Origin of the sequence: Cognatundibacterium rugosum, from assembly GCF_014284365.1 — a bacterium.
Classification (GTDB): Bacteria; Pseudomonadota; Gammaproteobacteria; order Burkholderiales; family Burkholderiaceae_D; genus Undibacterium; species Undibacterium rugosum.
Genome location: NZ_JACOGG010000006.1, coordinates 1 through 14,671, shown reverse-complemented (window position 1 = coordinate 14,671; position 14,671 = coordinate 1). Strand labels below are relative to the sequence as shown.

General features: G+C 53.2%; 11 protein-coding genes. 7 read left to right on the top strand and 4 right to left on the bottom strand.

All coding sequences use genetic code 11. The annotated features are described in order from the left end of the window. Positions 1-61: 61 nt before the first annotated feature. From H8K47_RS07005 to recG, 3 genes are all read right to left on the bottom strand, one after another. Positions 62-970: an SDR family NAD(P)-dependent oxidoreductase gene (locus H8K47_RS07005; RefSeq protein WP_186880701.1), complete on the bottom strand. Its 909-nt coding sequence runs from the start codon at positions 968-970 to the stop codon at positions 62-64. A gap of 143 nt (positions 971-1,113) precedes the next feature. Then, positions 1,114-1,599, bottom strand: coding sequence for a GNAT family N-acetyltransferase (locus H8K47_RS07000; RefSeq protein WP_186880700.1), 486 nt, complete (start codon positions 1,597-1,599; stop codon positions 1,114-1,116). Positions 1,600-1,698: 99 nt separating this feature from the next. Next, positions 1,699-3,879, bottom strand: coding sequence for an ATP-dependent DNA helicase RecG (recG, locus tag H8K47_RS06995; protein WP_186880699.1), 2,181 nt, complete (start codon positions 3,877-3,879; stop codon positions 1,699-1,701). A gap of 188 nt (positions 3,880-4,067) precedes the next feature. On the opposite strand from recG, the gene queA reads away from it, so the two are divergent. The 7 genes from queA (at position 4,068) to H8K47_RS06960 (ending at position 14,508) form a co-directional block, all read left to right on the top strand. Then, entirely contained in the window at positions 4,068-5,117 is a 1,050-nt protein-coding gene (queA, locus tag H8K47_RS06990; RefSeq protein ID WP_186880698.1) for a tRNA preQ1(34) S-adenosylmethionine ribosyltransferase-isomerase QueA, read from the top strand. Continuing rightward, the gene (gene tgt / locus H8K47_RS06985) at positions 5,110-6,243 is read left to right on the top strand and encodes a tRNA guanosine(34) transglycosylase Tgt (RefSeq protein WP_186880697.1); all 1,134 of its coding nucleotides are present in this window, start codon (positions 5,110-5,112) and stop codon (positions 6,241-6,243) included. The genes queA and tgt overlap by 8 nt, the downstream gene beginning before the upstream one ends. Positions 6,244-6,592: 349 nt before the next feature. Then, positions 6,593-6,916 (top strand): preprotein translocase subunit YajC, encoded by a 324-nt coding sequence (gene yajC / locus H8K47_RS06980; RefSeq protein ID WP_162020438.1) that lies wholly within the window; start codon positions 6,593-6,595, stop codon positions 6,914-6,916. A gap of 77 nt (positions 6,917-6,993) precedes the next feature. Next, a complete protein-coding gene (gene secD, locus H8K47_RS06975; RefSeq protein ID WP_186880696.1) occupies positions 6,994-8,868 on the top strand; it encodes a protein translocase subunit SecD in 1,875 nt (624 codons plus the stop codon). 24 nt (positions 8,869-8,892) lie between these two features. Further along, positions 8,893-9,831 (top strand): protein translocase subunit SecF, encoded by a 939-nt coding sequence (gene secF / locus H8K47_RS06970; RefSeq protein ID WP_186880695.1) that lies wholly within the window; start codon positions 8,893-8,895, stop codon positions 9,829-9,831. Positions 9,832-10,126: 295 nt separating this feature from the next. After that, positions 10,127-11,416 (top strand): efflux RND transporter periplasmic adaptor subunit, encoded by a 1,290-nt coding sequence (locus tag H8K47_RS06965; RefSeq protein ID WP_186880694.1) that lies wholly within the window; start codon positions 10,127-10,129, stop codon positions 11,414-11,416. After that, positions 11,413-14,508, top strand: a complete 3,096-nt coding sequence (locus H8K47_RS06960; RefSeq protein ID WP_186880693.1) for an efflux RND transporter permease subunit — start codon at positions 11,413-11,415, stop codon at positions 14,506-14,508. The genes H8K47_RS06965 and H8K47_RS06960 overlap by 4 nt, the downstream gene beginning before the upstream one ends. 70 nt (positions 14,509-14,578) lie before the next feature. On the opposite strand, the gene H8K47_RS06955 is transcribed toward H8K47_RS06960, so the two are convergent. Next, positions 14,579-14,671: IS3 family transposase (locus H8K47_RS06955; protein ID WP_186880672.1), on the bottom strand; the 93-nt coding region annotated here is incomplete at its 5' end.

Here is a 14,671-nt window from a genome sequence, read left to right as displayed (position 1 = left end):
GATTTGTAGGATTTGCAATATGAAGCCCTAAGCCCAGTCCCCTATGGTCACGATTGCCTGCTTATTTTTTGTTTGCCATGGCCTTAGTCAATTCCAGATGCCCTTGTGCCATGCCGCTTTCCGGCACGGTTTCGTGCTCACGCTGACGTACTTCTGCCAGACGTGCAGCGAGCTGTTCCGGCGCGTCGCTGGCATGGCCTATGTGTACACCCTGGGTCAGGGTAATGTGGGCGGCCTCAAAGCTGCCGGCACCGGCGCATAGTATGGTTCTGTTCGGCGCCTGTTCAGAAGCGAGTACCAACATAGCCGGAACCACGTCTGCGGGTTGTAAGGCTTGTAAAAACTCAGGAGGGAACAGGCTTTCTGTCATGCGTGTGGCCGCTGTCGGGGCCAGGCTGTTGACGCGGATATCGTATTTGGCGCCTTCCAGCGACAAGGTTTGCATCAGACCGACCAGCGCCATTTTCGCAGCGCCGTAATTGGATTGTCCGAAGTTACCGTACAGGCCAGACGAAGAGGTTGTCATGACGATACGACCATATTTTTGTTCTGTCATGATGGGCCAGACGGCTTTGCAGCAATGCACCGCGCCCATCAGATGCACATCCATCACCAGTTTAAATTCGTCCAGCTCCATTTTGGCGAAACTCTTGTCACGCAGGATGCCGGCATTGTTGACCAGGATGTCGACGCGGCCCCACTTCGCAATCGTCTCACTCACCATGGCCTGTACTGCCGCGTAATCGGTCACTGATGCACCGTTGGCGATCGCCTCGCCACCGGCAGCAAGAATTTCTTCAACCACAGCGAGCGCTGCAGCGGATGAGCCGCCGGAACCATCGCGCGCACCGCCCAGATCGTTGACCACGACTTTGGCGCCTCTGGCAGCCAGTGCCAGTGCGTGTTCACGCCCCAGTCCGCCACCTGCGCCGGTGACGATCGCTACGCGTCCTGTCAAGTCTATGCTCATGCTGTCATCCTTTATATTTGTCGTTGAAATAGAGTTGCTGAATTAGTGTCTTGTATTTGTGTCAGTCCGGGTCTGGTTTTAAGTCCAACCAGGCTGCAGCGATGCATTGTAACCTGCACCGCAAGACATGATAGCCCGCTTGCTCAGCTCAGTTTTTTCTGCATCATGATGGCGCCACCCATGGCAGGATCAAGCTCATACGTGGCAAAGCCCTGGCGCAGGTACAACTGACGTGCCGGATGATTGCCCTCCAGGACTTCCAGTGTGAGCTTGCAATAGCCTAGTTGTTGCGCATAATCGCAGATATAGCGCATGAGTTGCTGACTGATACCCCGTCCACGGAAATCGGGATGTACCGCAAAGTCGTGAATGTTCAATAAGGGCTGACATGCGAAAGTAGAAAAGCCCTCTATGCAAATGGAAAAAGCAGCGGCCTGTTCCGCTTCATACGCCAGAAAAGCATGCACCATTGCTTGGCGTTTTTGCAGTTCGGCGATCAGATTCGCCTGGCTGTACGGCGACAGGGCTGCGCCACCACCCATAGGGTCGAGCGCATAGGCATTCAATTGCTGCAGCAAGTCCTGGGTATGACGAGGATTGTGCAGATCGGCTTTGATCAGTGTCAGCATACGTAGTTTAGGTAATGGTGTTGTTGCGATGGCGTTAAGGTAGCGCTGCCCGAGGCTGCCCTGATCCCGTGGCTAATGTGGGCATGGCGCACGGCGATCTCAGACCCGCAGAAATTCTTCTTTGTTCCCCAGCCAGCGTTCCAGATGGGCGGCGACGGTGACCGGATCATGTTTAAGTAATTCCTGCGCCAGATTGCGCGCTTTTTCGACCAGCCACTGATCGGTTTCCAGATTCGCAAAGCGTAACATGGCTTCGCCGGATTGGCGGGCTCCAAGGAATTCACCGGGGCCGCGTAATTCCAGATCTTTTCTGGCGATTTCAAAGCCGTCGTTACTCTCGCGCATCGTGGCCAGCCGCTGTTTGGCTGTACCGCCCAGCGGGCCCTGGTAAAGCAGCAAACAGACCGAGGCCGCCGCGCCGCGACCGACCCTGCCGCGCAACTGATGTAACTGCGACAGGCCGAAGCGCTCGGCATGCTCGATCACCATCAGACTCGCATTCGGCACGTCAACCCCGACCTCAATCACCGTCGTGGCGACCAGTACCTGACTGCGCTGGTGGATGAAGTCATCCATGACGGTTTGTTTTTCAGCTGGTTTCAGACGCCCATGCACCAGGCCGACCTGTATGCCAGGTAAGGCGGCGGCCAGCATCATATGGGTATCGGTCGCGGTTTGTAATTGCAGGGTTTCCGACTCTTCGATCAATGGGCAAACCCAATAGACTTGTTTACCTTCCTGCGCTGCCGCGTGGACCCGGGCGATCACTTCATCACGCCGGTTCTGGTCGATCACGCGCGTGACGATAGGCGTGCGGCCAGGCGGCAGCTCATCAATTACGGAGACTTCCAGATCCGCAAAATACGTCATCGCCAGCGTACGCGGGATAGGCGTGGCGGACATCATCAGTTGATGCGGTACTTTACCGGCCACGGCTTTGTTCGCCAGATTTAAACGCTGCCCTACGCCAAAGCGATGCTGCTCATCGACCAGCACCAGTCCCAGATGAGCAAACTGCACGCTGTCCTGGATCAGTGCATGCGTGCCTATCACCAGTTGTGCCTCGCCAGAGCTGATCATGGCATTGGCTTGATCTTTTTCTTTCTTTTTCAGGCTGCCGGTCAGCCAGGCTGTTTTCACACCCAGCGGTTCCAGCCAGGCGGCGATTTTGCGGAAATGTTGTTCTGCCAAAATTTCAGTCGGTGCCATCAATGCCGCCTGAAAACCATTGTCGATCGCCTGTGCCGCCGCGAGTGCTGCAACGATGGTTTTGCCGCTGCCTACATCGCCTTGCAGTAAGCGCTGCATAGGGTAGTCTTGACGCAGATCGGCACGGATTTCCGCCAGCACTTTTTCCTGCGCCCCAGTCAGAGAGAATGGCAGATTAATCAGAAAAGCATTGCTGAGTTCACCGACCAGTGGCATTGCCGGTGCGCCTTTGCTGCGCCTTGTCAGCTGGGCGCGCTTGAGCGAGAGTTGCTGTGCCAGCAGTTCATCGAACTTCATGCGCAGCCAGGCCGGGTGTTCGTGCTCCATCAGGCTGTACTGATCGATATCGGGCGGTGGGTGATGCAGGGTACGGACGGCAGTTTCAAAGCCACACAATTGCAGGCTGGCCAGCCGCGCTGCGGACAGGGTGTCGCGCCAGTGTACGCGTTCTATCGCATTGCTGATGGCCTTACGCAGCAAGGCTTGCGGCACGCCTTCCCCAGATGGATAGACCGGCGTCAATGCCTTAGGCAACGGCGCGCCTTCATTGACAATTTTATAGTTAGGGTGCACCAGTTCCGCCCCCAGGAAGCCATGCCTGAGCTCGCCGCGCGCGCGCACCCTGGTGCCTATCGCTAGCTGCTTGGTCTGGCTGCCATAAAAATTCAAAAAACGCAGCGTAACCTGATCGCTGTCATCGCTGAGGGTGACCACCAGTTGCCGCCTTGGCCGGTATTGCACGTCTGCCGCAGTGACCACGCCTTCGATCTGCACCTGGCTGCCGCCGCGCAGACTGGCTTCGCGCATACTCAGGATCTGGGTTTCGTCCTCATAGCGCATCGGTAAATGCAGGATAAAATCCATGTCTTTACGTAAGCCCAGCCTGGCCAGCTTATCACTGGCTTTAACGGGAGCTTTTGCGGGGGCTTTGGCAGTTTTCTTTGCGCCGGTTTTCGTACGCGCTGAAGTCTGCGCTGACCCACTGGCGTGGTTTGCTAGCGCATTTTCCGCTGCGGGCGTTGCCGTAGTCAGGGCGATCTCATCCTGTGCATTTGGGTGTTCCGCTGCCATGGGTGTAAAATGGTGGGTTTTGCCGTCGGCTTTGCCTGGTCGGTTATAAACAAGTTTGCTAAAAAATCAGCATACCGCATGCGCACTTCCCCCTGAGTTTCTACTGAGGGGCAGGTTGTTGCGCTTTATTTTACTGATTTTTTATACAGTGCGCAGCATTTTGTTCCATTTAATACGGTTTCCCGAGCATGAACTATTCTTTGAGTGATTTTGATTTCGATTTGCCTGATGCCTTAATCGCGCAGACTGCCTTGCCAGACCGGACGGCATCGCGCTTATTGCATGTGGATGGCGATCGTCTGCTCGATCGCCAGTTTCCTGACATTCTGGAGCAATTGCAGGCTGGTGATGTGTTGGTGTTTAACGATACCCGTGTGCTCAAAGCGCGCTTCTTCGGTGTCAAGGAAACTGGTGGCAAAGTACAGTTGCTAGTGGAACGCATTTTGTCCAATACGGAGGAAAACCGCAGTGTGTTGGTCCAGATGCGCGCCTCAAAAGCGCCGTTAGTGGGCAGTAAAATTCGCCTGGCCGATGCGTTTGATGTGACCGTTGGTGAGCGTGCTGGTGAATTTTTTACACTGCACTTCCCTGAGGATATTTTTACCCTGCTCGACACCTATGGCCGTTTGCCATTGCCACCGTACATTGAGCACGATGCCGATGCTTTTGATGAGCAGCGTTATCAGACCGTGTACAACCGTGTGCCAGGCGCGGTCGCTGCGCCGACAGCAGGCTTGCATTTTGATGAAGCCTTGCTGCAGCGTTGCCGCGATAAAGGGATTACGCTGGCCTATGTGACCTTACACGTTGGTGCCGGTACGTTTCAGCCGGTACGTACTGAAAACCTGAAGGAACACGTGATGCACAGTGAGTGGTACACCGTATCGCAAGAGACGGTGGATCTGATCCGGGCCGCCAAGGCAGCCGGACGCCAGGTGGTGGCAGTCGGCACCACCAGTATGCGTGCGCTGGAATCTGCCTCGCAATCCGGCAGTCTGCAGGCGGGCAGCGACGATACCTGCCTGTTTATCACGCCGGGCTATGTATTCAAGACGGTAGACCGTCTGATTACCAACTTCCATTTACCTAAATCGACATTGATGATGCTGGTGTCGGCCTTTGCCGGCTATGAGCGTGTTAAGCAGGCTTATGCACACGCCATCGCACACCAATATCGTTTCTTCAGCTATGGTGATGCCATGTTGCTGACCAATACTTCCGGGAAAGATCATGCTTGAATTTACCTTAATCAAAAAAGACAAAACCACAGCAGCGCGCCGTGGCCGCGTGAAAGTCAATCATGGTGTGATTGAAACGCCTATCTTTATGCCGGTCGGTACCTATGGCTCGGTAAAGGCGATGTCGCCGCTGGAACTCAAGGAAATCGATGCCCACATTATTTTGGGTAATACCTTCCACCTGTGGCTGCGCCCAGGGCTGGAGGTGATGAATAAATTCGGTGGCTTGCATGGTTTCATGGGCTGGGATAAGCCTATCCTGACTGATTCCGGCGGTTTCCAGGTGTTCTCGCTGGGCGCGATGCGCAAAATTACCGAAGAAGGTGTGAAATTTTCTTCCCCGATCAGCGGCGAGCGCCTGTTTCTGTCGCCAGAGATTTCCATGCAAATCCAGCGTTCGCTGAATTCCGATATCGTGATGCAGTTCGATGAATGCACACCTTATGAAATCGATGGCCGTCCGGCGACGACGGAAGAAGCCGGTAAATCCATGCGCATGTCGCTGCGCTGGGCGCAACGTTCTATCGATGAATTCAATAAAACCGAAAATCCAAACGCCCTGTTTGGTATTGTGCAGGGCGGTATGTTTGAACATCTGCGCGATGAGTCGCTGGCAGGCCTGAATGAACTCGGCTTCCATGGCATAGCCATCGGTGGTTTATCGGTGGGGGAGCCAAAAGAAGACATGATGCGCATCCTCGCGCATACTGGCCCAAAATTGCCGGAAAATAAACCACATTACCTGATGGGCGTAGGCACACCGGAAGATCTGGTAGCAGGTGTTGCGAATGGTATCGATATGTTCGATTGCGTGATGCCAACCCGTAATGCGCGTAATGGCTGGATTTTCACCCGATTTGGCGATGTGAAAATCAAGAATGCACGTTACAAAGAAGATAAAGAGCCGCTGGATGCGACTTGTGAATGCTATACCTGCAAGAATTTCTCACGCGCTTATCTGCATCACTTGCACCGTACCGGCGAAATTCTGGGTGCCCGTCTGAATACTATCCACAATCTGCACTACTACCTGGATTTGATGAAAAACATCCGTCGTGCGCTGGATGACGAGCGTTTCCCGGAATTTGTACAGCAATTCCATGCTGATCGTCAGCGCGGAATCTGAGCCTGCGCTCTAAAGTAGCAAACTTGCCTGCTGAGATGCTGAAATAGACAGGGAAAAGCAGGAAAGGGTAGTAAAAAGCAGGAAAACGCTGTTTTTTCGATAGCGGGTGCTAGAATGTGGCGCTTTGCCAATTGAAAAAATGGCTTTTGGCATCAGATGTGGGCTTGCGGTGATTCCTCCCGGAGAGTTGACTTGCGCAGTCGCGTAGCTGGCTCATCCGCCCGGATCAGTTTCCGCCTGACGGGTATTTGCCATCCTGCTTATCTGGAATTGCAACGAAAACAGTATGTCGGTTTGATTATCGGTTTGATCACATACTGTGGATTATTACAACGATTGGAGTCTGAACGTGTTTATTTCTAACGCTTATGCGCAAACTGCGGGTGCAGGTGTCGATGGTGGTCTGATGAGTTTCTTGCCACTGGTGTTGATGTTTGTGGTGCTGTATTTCCTGATGATACGTCCACAGATGAAGCGCCAGAAAGAACAGAAATCCATGATGGATGCGCTGGCAAAGAATGATGAAGTCGTCACCGCCGGTGGCATACTGGGTCGTGTGACCAAGGTGAACGAAAGCTATGTCACGCTGGAAGTCGCTAACGGTACCGAAGTCGTGGTGCAGAAAATCGCGATTTCGACCCTGCTGCCAAAAGGCACAATCAAGGCGATTTAAGCGCATCGTACAGGCAACGCAGTCCATGTTTAATGTGGACTGCGTTGTGCTTTTCAGCATCCCATTCTTAGATAATTATGAATCGCTATTCACTCTGGAAGTATGTCCTGATCCTGATTGCCCTGCTGTTCGGCGCTTTATACACGGCGCCTAACTTCTTTGGTGAGTCTCCTGCGGTACAGATCAGCAGCGCCAAGTCGACCGTTAAGATCGATGAAAGCATGAGCAAACGCGTTGAGCAGGTACTGCAACAGGCAGCACTCAAAGACAGCGGCATTTTTTATGATTTCAACGGTATGCAGGGTTCGGTACGTGCGCGTTTCGCCGATACAGATACCCAGTTCAAGGCCAAGGACGCACTCGAAAGAGCCTTGAATGCCGATCATAATGATCCGACCTATACCGTCGCATTCAATCTGTTATCGAATACGCCGAAATGGCTGCAAAGCATCCATGCGTTGCCTATGTACCTGGGGCTGGATTTGCGTGGTGGTGTGCACTTCCTGATGCAGGTTGACACCAAGGCAGTCATGAACAAGCGGATCCAGGGTCTGCAATCCACAGTGAAAACCAGCTTGCGTGACAAAGAAATCCGCTATGCGGGTTTGAGCCGCGATGGTGACGTGATTTCTGTTAAGTTCCGTGATGCGGAGACCCGCAACAAGGCGAAAGCCGTGCTGGCTGATCAGATGCAGGACGTCAGCCTGCAGGACGTGCCAGAGTCGACTGAATTTGAAGTGAAGGTCGCACTCAAACCGGAAGCCTTGAAAGCCGTCATCAGTGAGGGTGTGAAACAGAATATTACGGCTTTGTCCAAGCGCGTGAATGAGCTTGGCGTGGCTGAACCTATCATCCAGCAGCAAGGTCCTGACCGCATCGTGGTGCAGTTGCCTGGTGTGCAGGATGTGGCACGTGCCAAAGAAATTATCGGTCGTACCGCGACCCTGGAAGTCCGTGTGCTGGATGAAAGCGTACTGGGTGCGGTGGATGAAAATACACCGGCACCTTTTGGTGCAGAACGTTTCCGTTCTGACCGCAACGGTGAATGGCTGATGCTGGTTAAAGATCCGGTGGTCACAGGTGATTACATTACCGGTGCTACCGCCAGTTTTGACCAGAACCAGCAGCCAGCGGTATCGGTTGAACTGAATGGTGACGGTGGCCGCAAAATGCGCGATGCAACCCGTAGCCGCGTCGGCAAACGCATGGCCATCGTGCTGTTTGAAAAAGGCAAGGGCGAAGTTCTGATCGCGCCAACTATCCAGAGTGAACTGGGTTCCCGCTTCAATATTACCGGTATGGGTACGCCTGCAGCAGCAGCCGATCTGGCGCTGTTACTGCGCGCTGGCTCGCTGGCAGCACCGATGGAAATCATCGAAGAGCGCACCATAGGACCGCAACTGGGCGTGGAAAACATCAAGCAGGGTAAGAATGCCACGCTGTATGGTTTTGCCGCGATCTCGGTGTTCATGATCGCCTATTACATGCTGTTTGGTTTCTTCAGCGTGTTGGCCTTATCGGTTAACTTGCTGTTGCTGGTGGCGATACTGTCGCTGATGCAGGCAACCCTGACCTTACCTGGTATCGCGGCGATTGCGCTGGCGCTGGGTATGGCGATTGATGCCAACGTGCTGATTAATGAACGTATTCGTGAAGAGCTGCGTGCTGGCCGTGCGCCACAAAAGGCGATAGAAGAAGGTTTTGCGCACGCCTGGGCGACGATTCTCGATTCTAACGTGACGACTATGATTGTCGGTCTGGCCCTGCTGATATTTGGCTCTGGCGCTATCCGTGGTTTCGCCGTGGTGCACTGCCTGGGTATTCTGACCTCGATTTTCTCATCCGTGTTTGTCTCGCGCGGTGTTGTGAATCTGTGGTACGGACGTCAGAAAAAACTGAGCACAATTTCTATCGGTCAGATCTGGAAACCCAGCGAAGACGCTGCGAAGTAATTTTAAAGGACACAGGCATTTATCATGGAATTATTCCGCATTAAAAAAGACATTCCTTTCATGCGCCATGCGCTGATTTTCAATGTCATCTCTGCACTGACTTTTGTCGCTGCTGTGTTTTTCCTGGTACAAAAACAACTGCATTTTTCCGTCGAATTCACCGGTGGTACGGTGATGGAAGTGAGCTACACCAAGGCGGCAGACGTGGACGGCATACGCCGTACCGTCGATAGTCTGGGTTATGTGGATGCTTCGGTGCAGACTTTTGGTAAGGCGCAGGACGTGGTCATCCGTTTACCGCTGTCGAAAACCCTGAGTTCTACGCAGCAGGCCGATCAGGTGATGGCAGCATTGGTTGCAAAAGACCCGGAAGTTAAAAAGCAGCGTGTAGAACAGGTTGGCGCTCAGGTGGGTGATGAGCTGGCCCACGATGGCCTGATGGCCTTGTTATTTGTGGTGCTGGGCGTCATGGCCTATCTGGCGATACGCTTCGAATGGAAATTCGCGGTGGCAGCGATCATTGCGAACTTGCATGACGTGATCATCATTCTGGGCTTCTTCGCCTTCTTTGAATGGGAATTCAATCTGTCCGTGCTGGCTGCGGTGTTAGCGGTATTGGGTTACTCGGTCAATGAATCGGTGGTTATTTTTGACCGTATCCGTGAGAACTTCCGTAAACAGCGCAAGATGTCGGTGACTGAAGTGATCGACAATGCGATCACCAGCACTATTTCACGTACCATCATCACGCACGGAAGTACGCAGATGATGGTGTTGTCCATGTTGCTGATCGGTGGTCCGACGCTGCACTATTTCGCCATGGCGCTGACCATCGGTATTTGCTTCGGTATCTACTCTTCGGTCTTTGTGGCGGCAGCGATTGCGATGTGGCTGGGTGTGACCAGAGAAGATCTGATCAAGCCGGTCAAAGAAAAAGACGATACAGACGGTGCTGTTGTATAAAACTTGTCTTTATCGTGTAACGGAAAGTATCTACACTGAAAGCCAGCGGAAACGCTGGCTTTTTATTTGTTAGCATACAAAATGTATGCAAGCCGTGCACTTCAGAGTGAAACATCGGCAAAATGAGCGTTTGACGCGACAGTGTACTTTGCTCACTAACTCGCCATGATCCCGTTCGCGAAACCGGTTTTGTTACTTCATTTGCCGGAATTGACCGCAAATCAGCTTAGCTTCTGCGAACTTTATGTCTCTAAGTCAGTCCTAGCGTCCGCAAAGTAAAAAAAGAATTGAAAAAATGAGCCAACTGAAAACCATCACACTCGTTGCGGCGATCGCCGCCCTGGCCGCTGGCGGCTATTATGCGTACCAGTCATCTGCACCCAAAAATCCTGAAAGCGCCAATACCAAGAACGCTGACGCCAGCGCAAAATCATCAGCATCGGCTTCCGCCAGCGCCTTGGCTGGTAAAGGCGATAGCCGCCCGGTCAGTGTTTCCACCATCCTGACGCAGAAAAAAGATTTCCCAGTCCGCCTGCAGGCTAACGGCGTGGTGTCCAGTCTGAACACCGTCGATATCCGGCCACAAATCACCAGCACGGTCACCCGCGTACATATCAAGGAAGGGCAGTTTGTACGTGCCGGTGAGTTATTGGTTACGCTGGACAGCCGCAATGACGAAGTTAACCTGGCTAAGGCGCAGGCGCAGCTGGACAAGGATATGGCCACGCTGGCTGACTTACAGCGTCAGCTGGTTCGCAGCAAGGATCTGGTCAGTAAAAAGTTTGTCGCGCAAAGTGCGCTCGACACGTCACAGACTCAGGTCGATGCACAGCAGGCAGTGATCGCCTCGGATAAGGCCGCAGTGAATGCCGCTAAGGTCGCGCTCAGCTACAACCGCATCATTGCTCCCGCATCTGGACGCACCGGCATCATCAGCGTGTTTGTGGGGTCCCTGGTGCAGCCTAATGCGACAGCCACGCCTATGGTCACCATCACTCAGATCGATCCGATCGCCGTGACTTTCCCGCTGCCGCAGCGCCATCTGAACGATGCGCTGCAAAGTATGCGTAATGCAGACAGCTTTGTGCAGGCCAGCCTGCCGGATGGTCAGGGCAAATATAAAGGCAAATTACAGTTTGTTGATAATGTGGTCGATGCAGCCTCCGGCACAGTCAAAGTCAAAGCGGTATTTGACAATAAAGAGATGAAATTATGGCCGGGTGCTTACGTCAATCTGGACATGAGTGTGCGCACCATCAAAGATGCCGTAGTAGTGCCGCAGGATGCGATTGTGGTCGGTGCACGCGGTAAGTCGGTCTATGTCGTGAATGCAGAGTCAAAAGCCGAAGTGAAACCTGTGACTGTGCTGGAAAGCTATGGCAATGAAGCGGTGATTTCCGGTGTCGATGCTGGCGTCAAAATTGTATTGGATGGTAAGCAGAACCTGCGTCCGGGTGGTTTGCTGAAAGAGCGTAGTGCGGATGACAAAGACAGCGCTAAAGCTCAGGATGGTAAAGAGGCTAAAGAAGGCAAGCCAGCCAAAGCCGCTGAAGCACACAGCGCCTCTGCAGCGAGTGCATCATGAATTTATCTGAGTTATTTATCCGCCGTCCGGTGATGACGGTCTTGCTCAATCTGTCTATCGTGGTAGCGGGTATTCTGGCCTACCGCTATATTCCGATTGCGGCCTTACCTAGCTATAACACACCCGTCATCAGCGTCAATGCCAATTTGCCGGGAGCCAGTCCTGAAACGATGGCGACCTCGGTGGCCCTACCATTAGAAAAGCAATTCGCGACTATACCCGGCTTATCGGTGATCAGTTCCAGCAATACGCTGGGGAATACCTCACTGACACTGGAGTTTGATCAGAACCGGAATATCGATGCCGCCTCGGTTGATGTGCAAGCTGCTCTGTTGCGCGCACAGCGTTCCCTGCCTATCGATATGACCTCGCCACCATCGTATCGCAAGGTGAATCCGGCGGATGCTCCGGTCTTGTTTATCGCGCTGACTTCGCCGTCTTTAAGTCTGGCAGAGTTGACCAGTTATGCCGAGCATCTGATTTCACCGAGTTTGTCTACGTTGGAAGGGGTGGCACAGGTCAATATCTTCGGTATCAAACGCTATGCGGTGCGTATCCGCGTGATGCCAGATGCGCTGGCTGCGCGTAATCTGACTTTGGATGAGTTGTCCGCTGCTATTCGCACTTCAAATGCGAATACGCCGGTTGGTACGCTGGATGGTGATAAGCAAACCCTGACCCTGACTGCGAATAAGCAATTGCAAAATGCACAGGAGTTCGCCAATCTGGTGGTCAGCAACAAAGGTGGCCAGGTAGTGCGTCTGCGCGATGTGGCTAAGGTCGAAGACAGCTACGAACAGGTCAAAACCAGCGCAAACTTTAATGGCGAGAGCTCGATTACGCTGGCGATTCAGCGCCAGTCGGATGCCAATACCGTGAAAGTGGTGGATTCGATCAAAGCCGCTTTACCGGGGTTCAAGGCCCAGTTGCCCGCTTCGGTGAATATGAATCTGGTCAATGACCGTTCAGTCTCGATTCGCGATGCCTTGCACGACGTGAATCTGACGCTGCTGTTCACGATTTTCCTGGTGGTGCTGGTGATTTTCCTGTTCCTGCGCCGCATGGTGGCCACCCTGATTCCTACGCTGTCGCTGCCGGTCTCGCTGGTTGGTGCGATCAGTCTGTTGTGGGGCTTTGGCTATACACTGGATAACGTGTCTTTGCTGGGTCTGACGCTGGCTGTGGGTCTGGTGGTGGATGATGCGATTGTGATGCTGGAAAATATTATGCGTCACGTCGAAAATGGTGAAGAACCATTCAAGGCTGCATTGCAAGGTTCACGTGAAGTTGGCTTCACGATTATCTCGATTTCTACTTCGCTGATCGCGGTGTTTATCCCGATTTTCTTCATGCCGGGCGTGATCGGTCAGTTGTTCCATGAGTTCGCTGTGATCGTTAGTCTGGCGATTGTTGCGTCCGCCTTCGTTTCACTGACCTTGGTTCCTATGCTGGCCAGCCGCTTTTTGAAGAGCGAGCATGAAATGGCTGCACCACCGCGCTTGGTCGGCGCCATGCTAGGCGCATTTGAGCGTGGCTTCGATGCGTCCTTGCGCATTTACACACGTGGCCTGGACTGGTCACTGCGCTATCGCAAGCTGATCCTGATATTGGCGCTGGCTACCTTCGTAGCGACAGCTTACCTGTTTAATGTGATTCCTAAAGGCTTCTTCCCGCAAGAAGATATCGGTCAGATCAATGTGACGACCGAGGCGGCAGAAGAAACCTCGTTCCCGGCCATGGTGGTGTTGCAGGATCGCGTAGCGAAGATCATACGTGATGATCCGAATGTGGCTACCGCCACCTCCTTCAATGGCGGTAGCGGTGCGCAGAACAATGGCCGTATGTTTATCAATCTGAAGCCGCGCGATCAGCGTAAGCCGATGAAGGAAGTGGTCGATGGCTTGCGCAAAAAAGTCGCCGCTGTTCCCGGTATCACCGTATTCCTGCGCCCTACCCAGAACTTACAGCTGGGAGGCCGTCCGAGTAAGAGTCAGTATCAGTACATCCTGCAAAGTGTGGAAGCGGGTGAGCTGAATGACTGGGCGCTTAAGCTGGTGGATAAACTGCGCAATGATCCTGGCTTCAAAGATGTGACCACCGATTCTCAGCTCAAAGGTTTGCAGGCATCGGTCGATATTGACCGTGACCGCGCCAATAGCCTGGGTGTGGGGATGGACAGCATACGTTCAGCGCTGTACAGCGCATTTGGTGAGCGTCAGGTATCGACCATGTACACCAGTGTTGACAGCTATTCAGTGATTATGGAACTGGCTGCCGAGGCACGTAAAGATGAGAGTGCGATCAATGGCATCTATGTGCGCAGCAATACCGGCACGCTGGTGCCTTTAAACAGTATCGCGACGGTCAAACGTACAGTGGGCCCGACTGCGATTAACCACGTCGGACAGTTGCAGGCAGTGACGGTGTCCTTCAATCTGGCCCCGGATATGGCACTGGGTGAAGCGACCAGGCGTATAGAACAATACCGTGAACAAATCAAATTACCACCTTCGGTGATTACGTCTTACGGTGGTGATGCTGCGGTGTTTAAAGACTCGCAGTCCGGTCAGGTGGTGTTAATCGTTGCGGCTTTGCTGGTGATCTACGTACTGCTGGGCGTGCTGTATGAGAGCTATATCCATCCGATTACAATCTTGGCCGGTTTACCATCGGCTGCAGTCGGCGCGCTGATCACGCTTAAGTGGTTTGGCGAAGATCTGACGCTGATCGCGACCATTGGTATTTTGATGCTGATTGGTATCGTTAAAAAGAATGCGATCATGATGATCGACTTTGCGCTCGATGCACAGCGCCATCAACACATGACACCAGCAGAGGCGATACGCGAAGCCTGTATTCAGCGTTTCCGTCCGATTATGATGACCACACTGGCGGCGTTGGTCGGCGCGTTGCCGATTGCACTGGGGCTGGGCGCCGGTGCTGAACTGCGTCAGCCACTGGGCCTTGCCGTCGTTGGTGGTTTGATTTTCTCGCAGGCGATTACGCTGTTCATTACGCCTGTGATTTATCTGGCTTTGGATAAATACAGTGGTTCTGGGCCGATAGTCGGAGACCGTTTGCCGGGGCGCTAGTCCTTCGTCGACAAATAAAAAAACGGCACCCAGGTTTGAAGTGACCCCATTTAGTTGGACAGCTTGATAGTTACGTGGCCAAGGGCTGATTCCTGTATTGAACAGGACTCAGCCCTTTTAATTTCAGTTTTATACGGTCATGATTATAGTAGTGGATGTAGTC

Coding starts and splice junctions, on each gene's coding strand:
- H8K47_RS06960 (WP_186880693.1), top strand. CDS start 11,413: ATGAATTTATCTGAGTTATTTATCCGCCGTCCGGTGATGACGGTCTTG.
- H8K47_RS07005 (WP_186880701.1), bottom strand. CDS start 970: ATGAGCATAGACTTGACAGGACGCGTAGCGATCGTCACCGGCGCAGGT.
- secF (WP_186880695.1), top strand. CDS start 8,893: ATGGAATTATTCCGCATTAAAAAAGACATTCCTTTCATGCGCCATGCG.
- secD (WP_186880696.1), top strand. CDS start 6,994: ATGAATCGCTATTCACTCTGGAAGTATGTCCTGATCCTGATTGCCCTG.
- recG (WP_186880699.1), bottom strand. CDS start 3,879: ATGGCAGCGGAACACCCAAATGCACAGGATGAGATCGCCCTGACTACG.
- H8K47_RS07000 (WP_186880700.1), bottom strand. CDS start 1,599: ATGCTGACACTGATCAAAGCCGATCTGCACAATCCTCGTCATACCCAG.
- H8K47_RS06965 (WP_186880694.1), top strand. CDS start 10,127: ATGAGCCAACTGAAAACCATCACACTCGTTGCGGCGATCGCCGCCCTG.
- tgt (WP_186880697.1), top strand. CDS start 5,110: ATGCTTGAATTTACCTTAATCAAAAAAGACAAAACCACAGCAGCGCGC.
- queA (WP_186880698.1), top strand. CDS start 4,068: ATGAACTATTCTTTGAGTGATTTTGATTTCGATTTGCCTGATGCCTTA.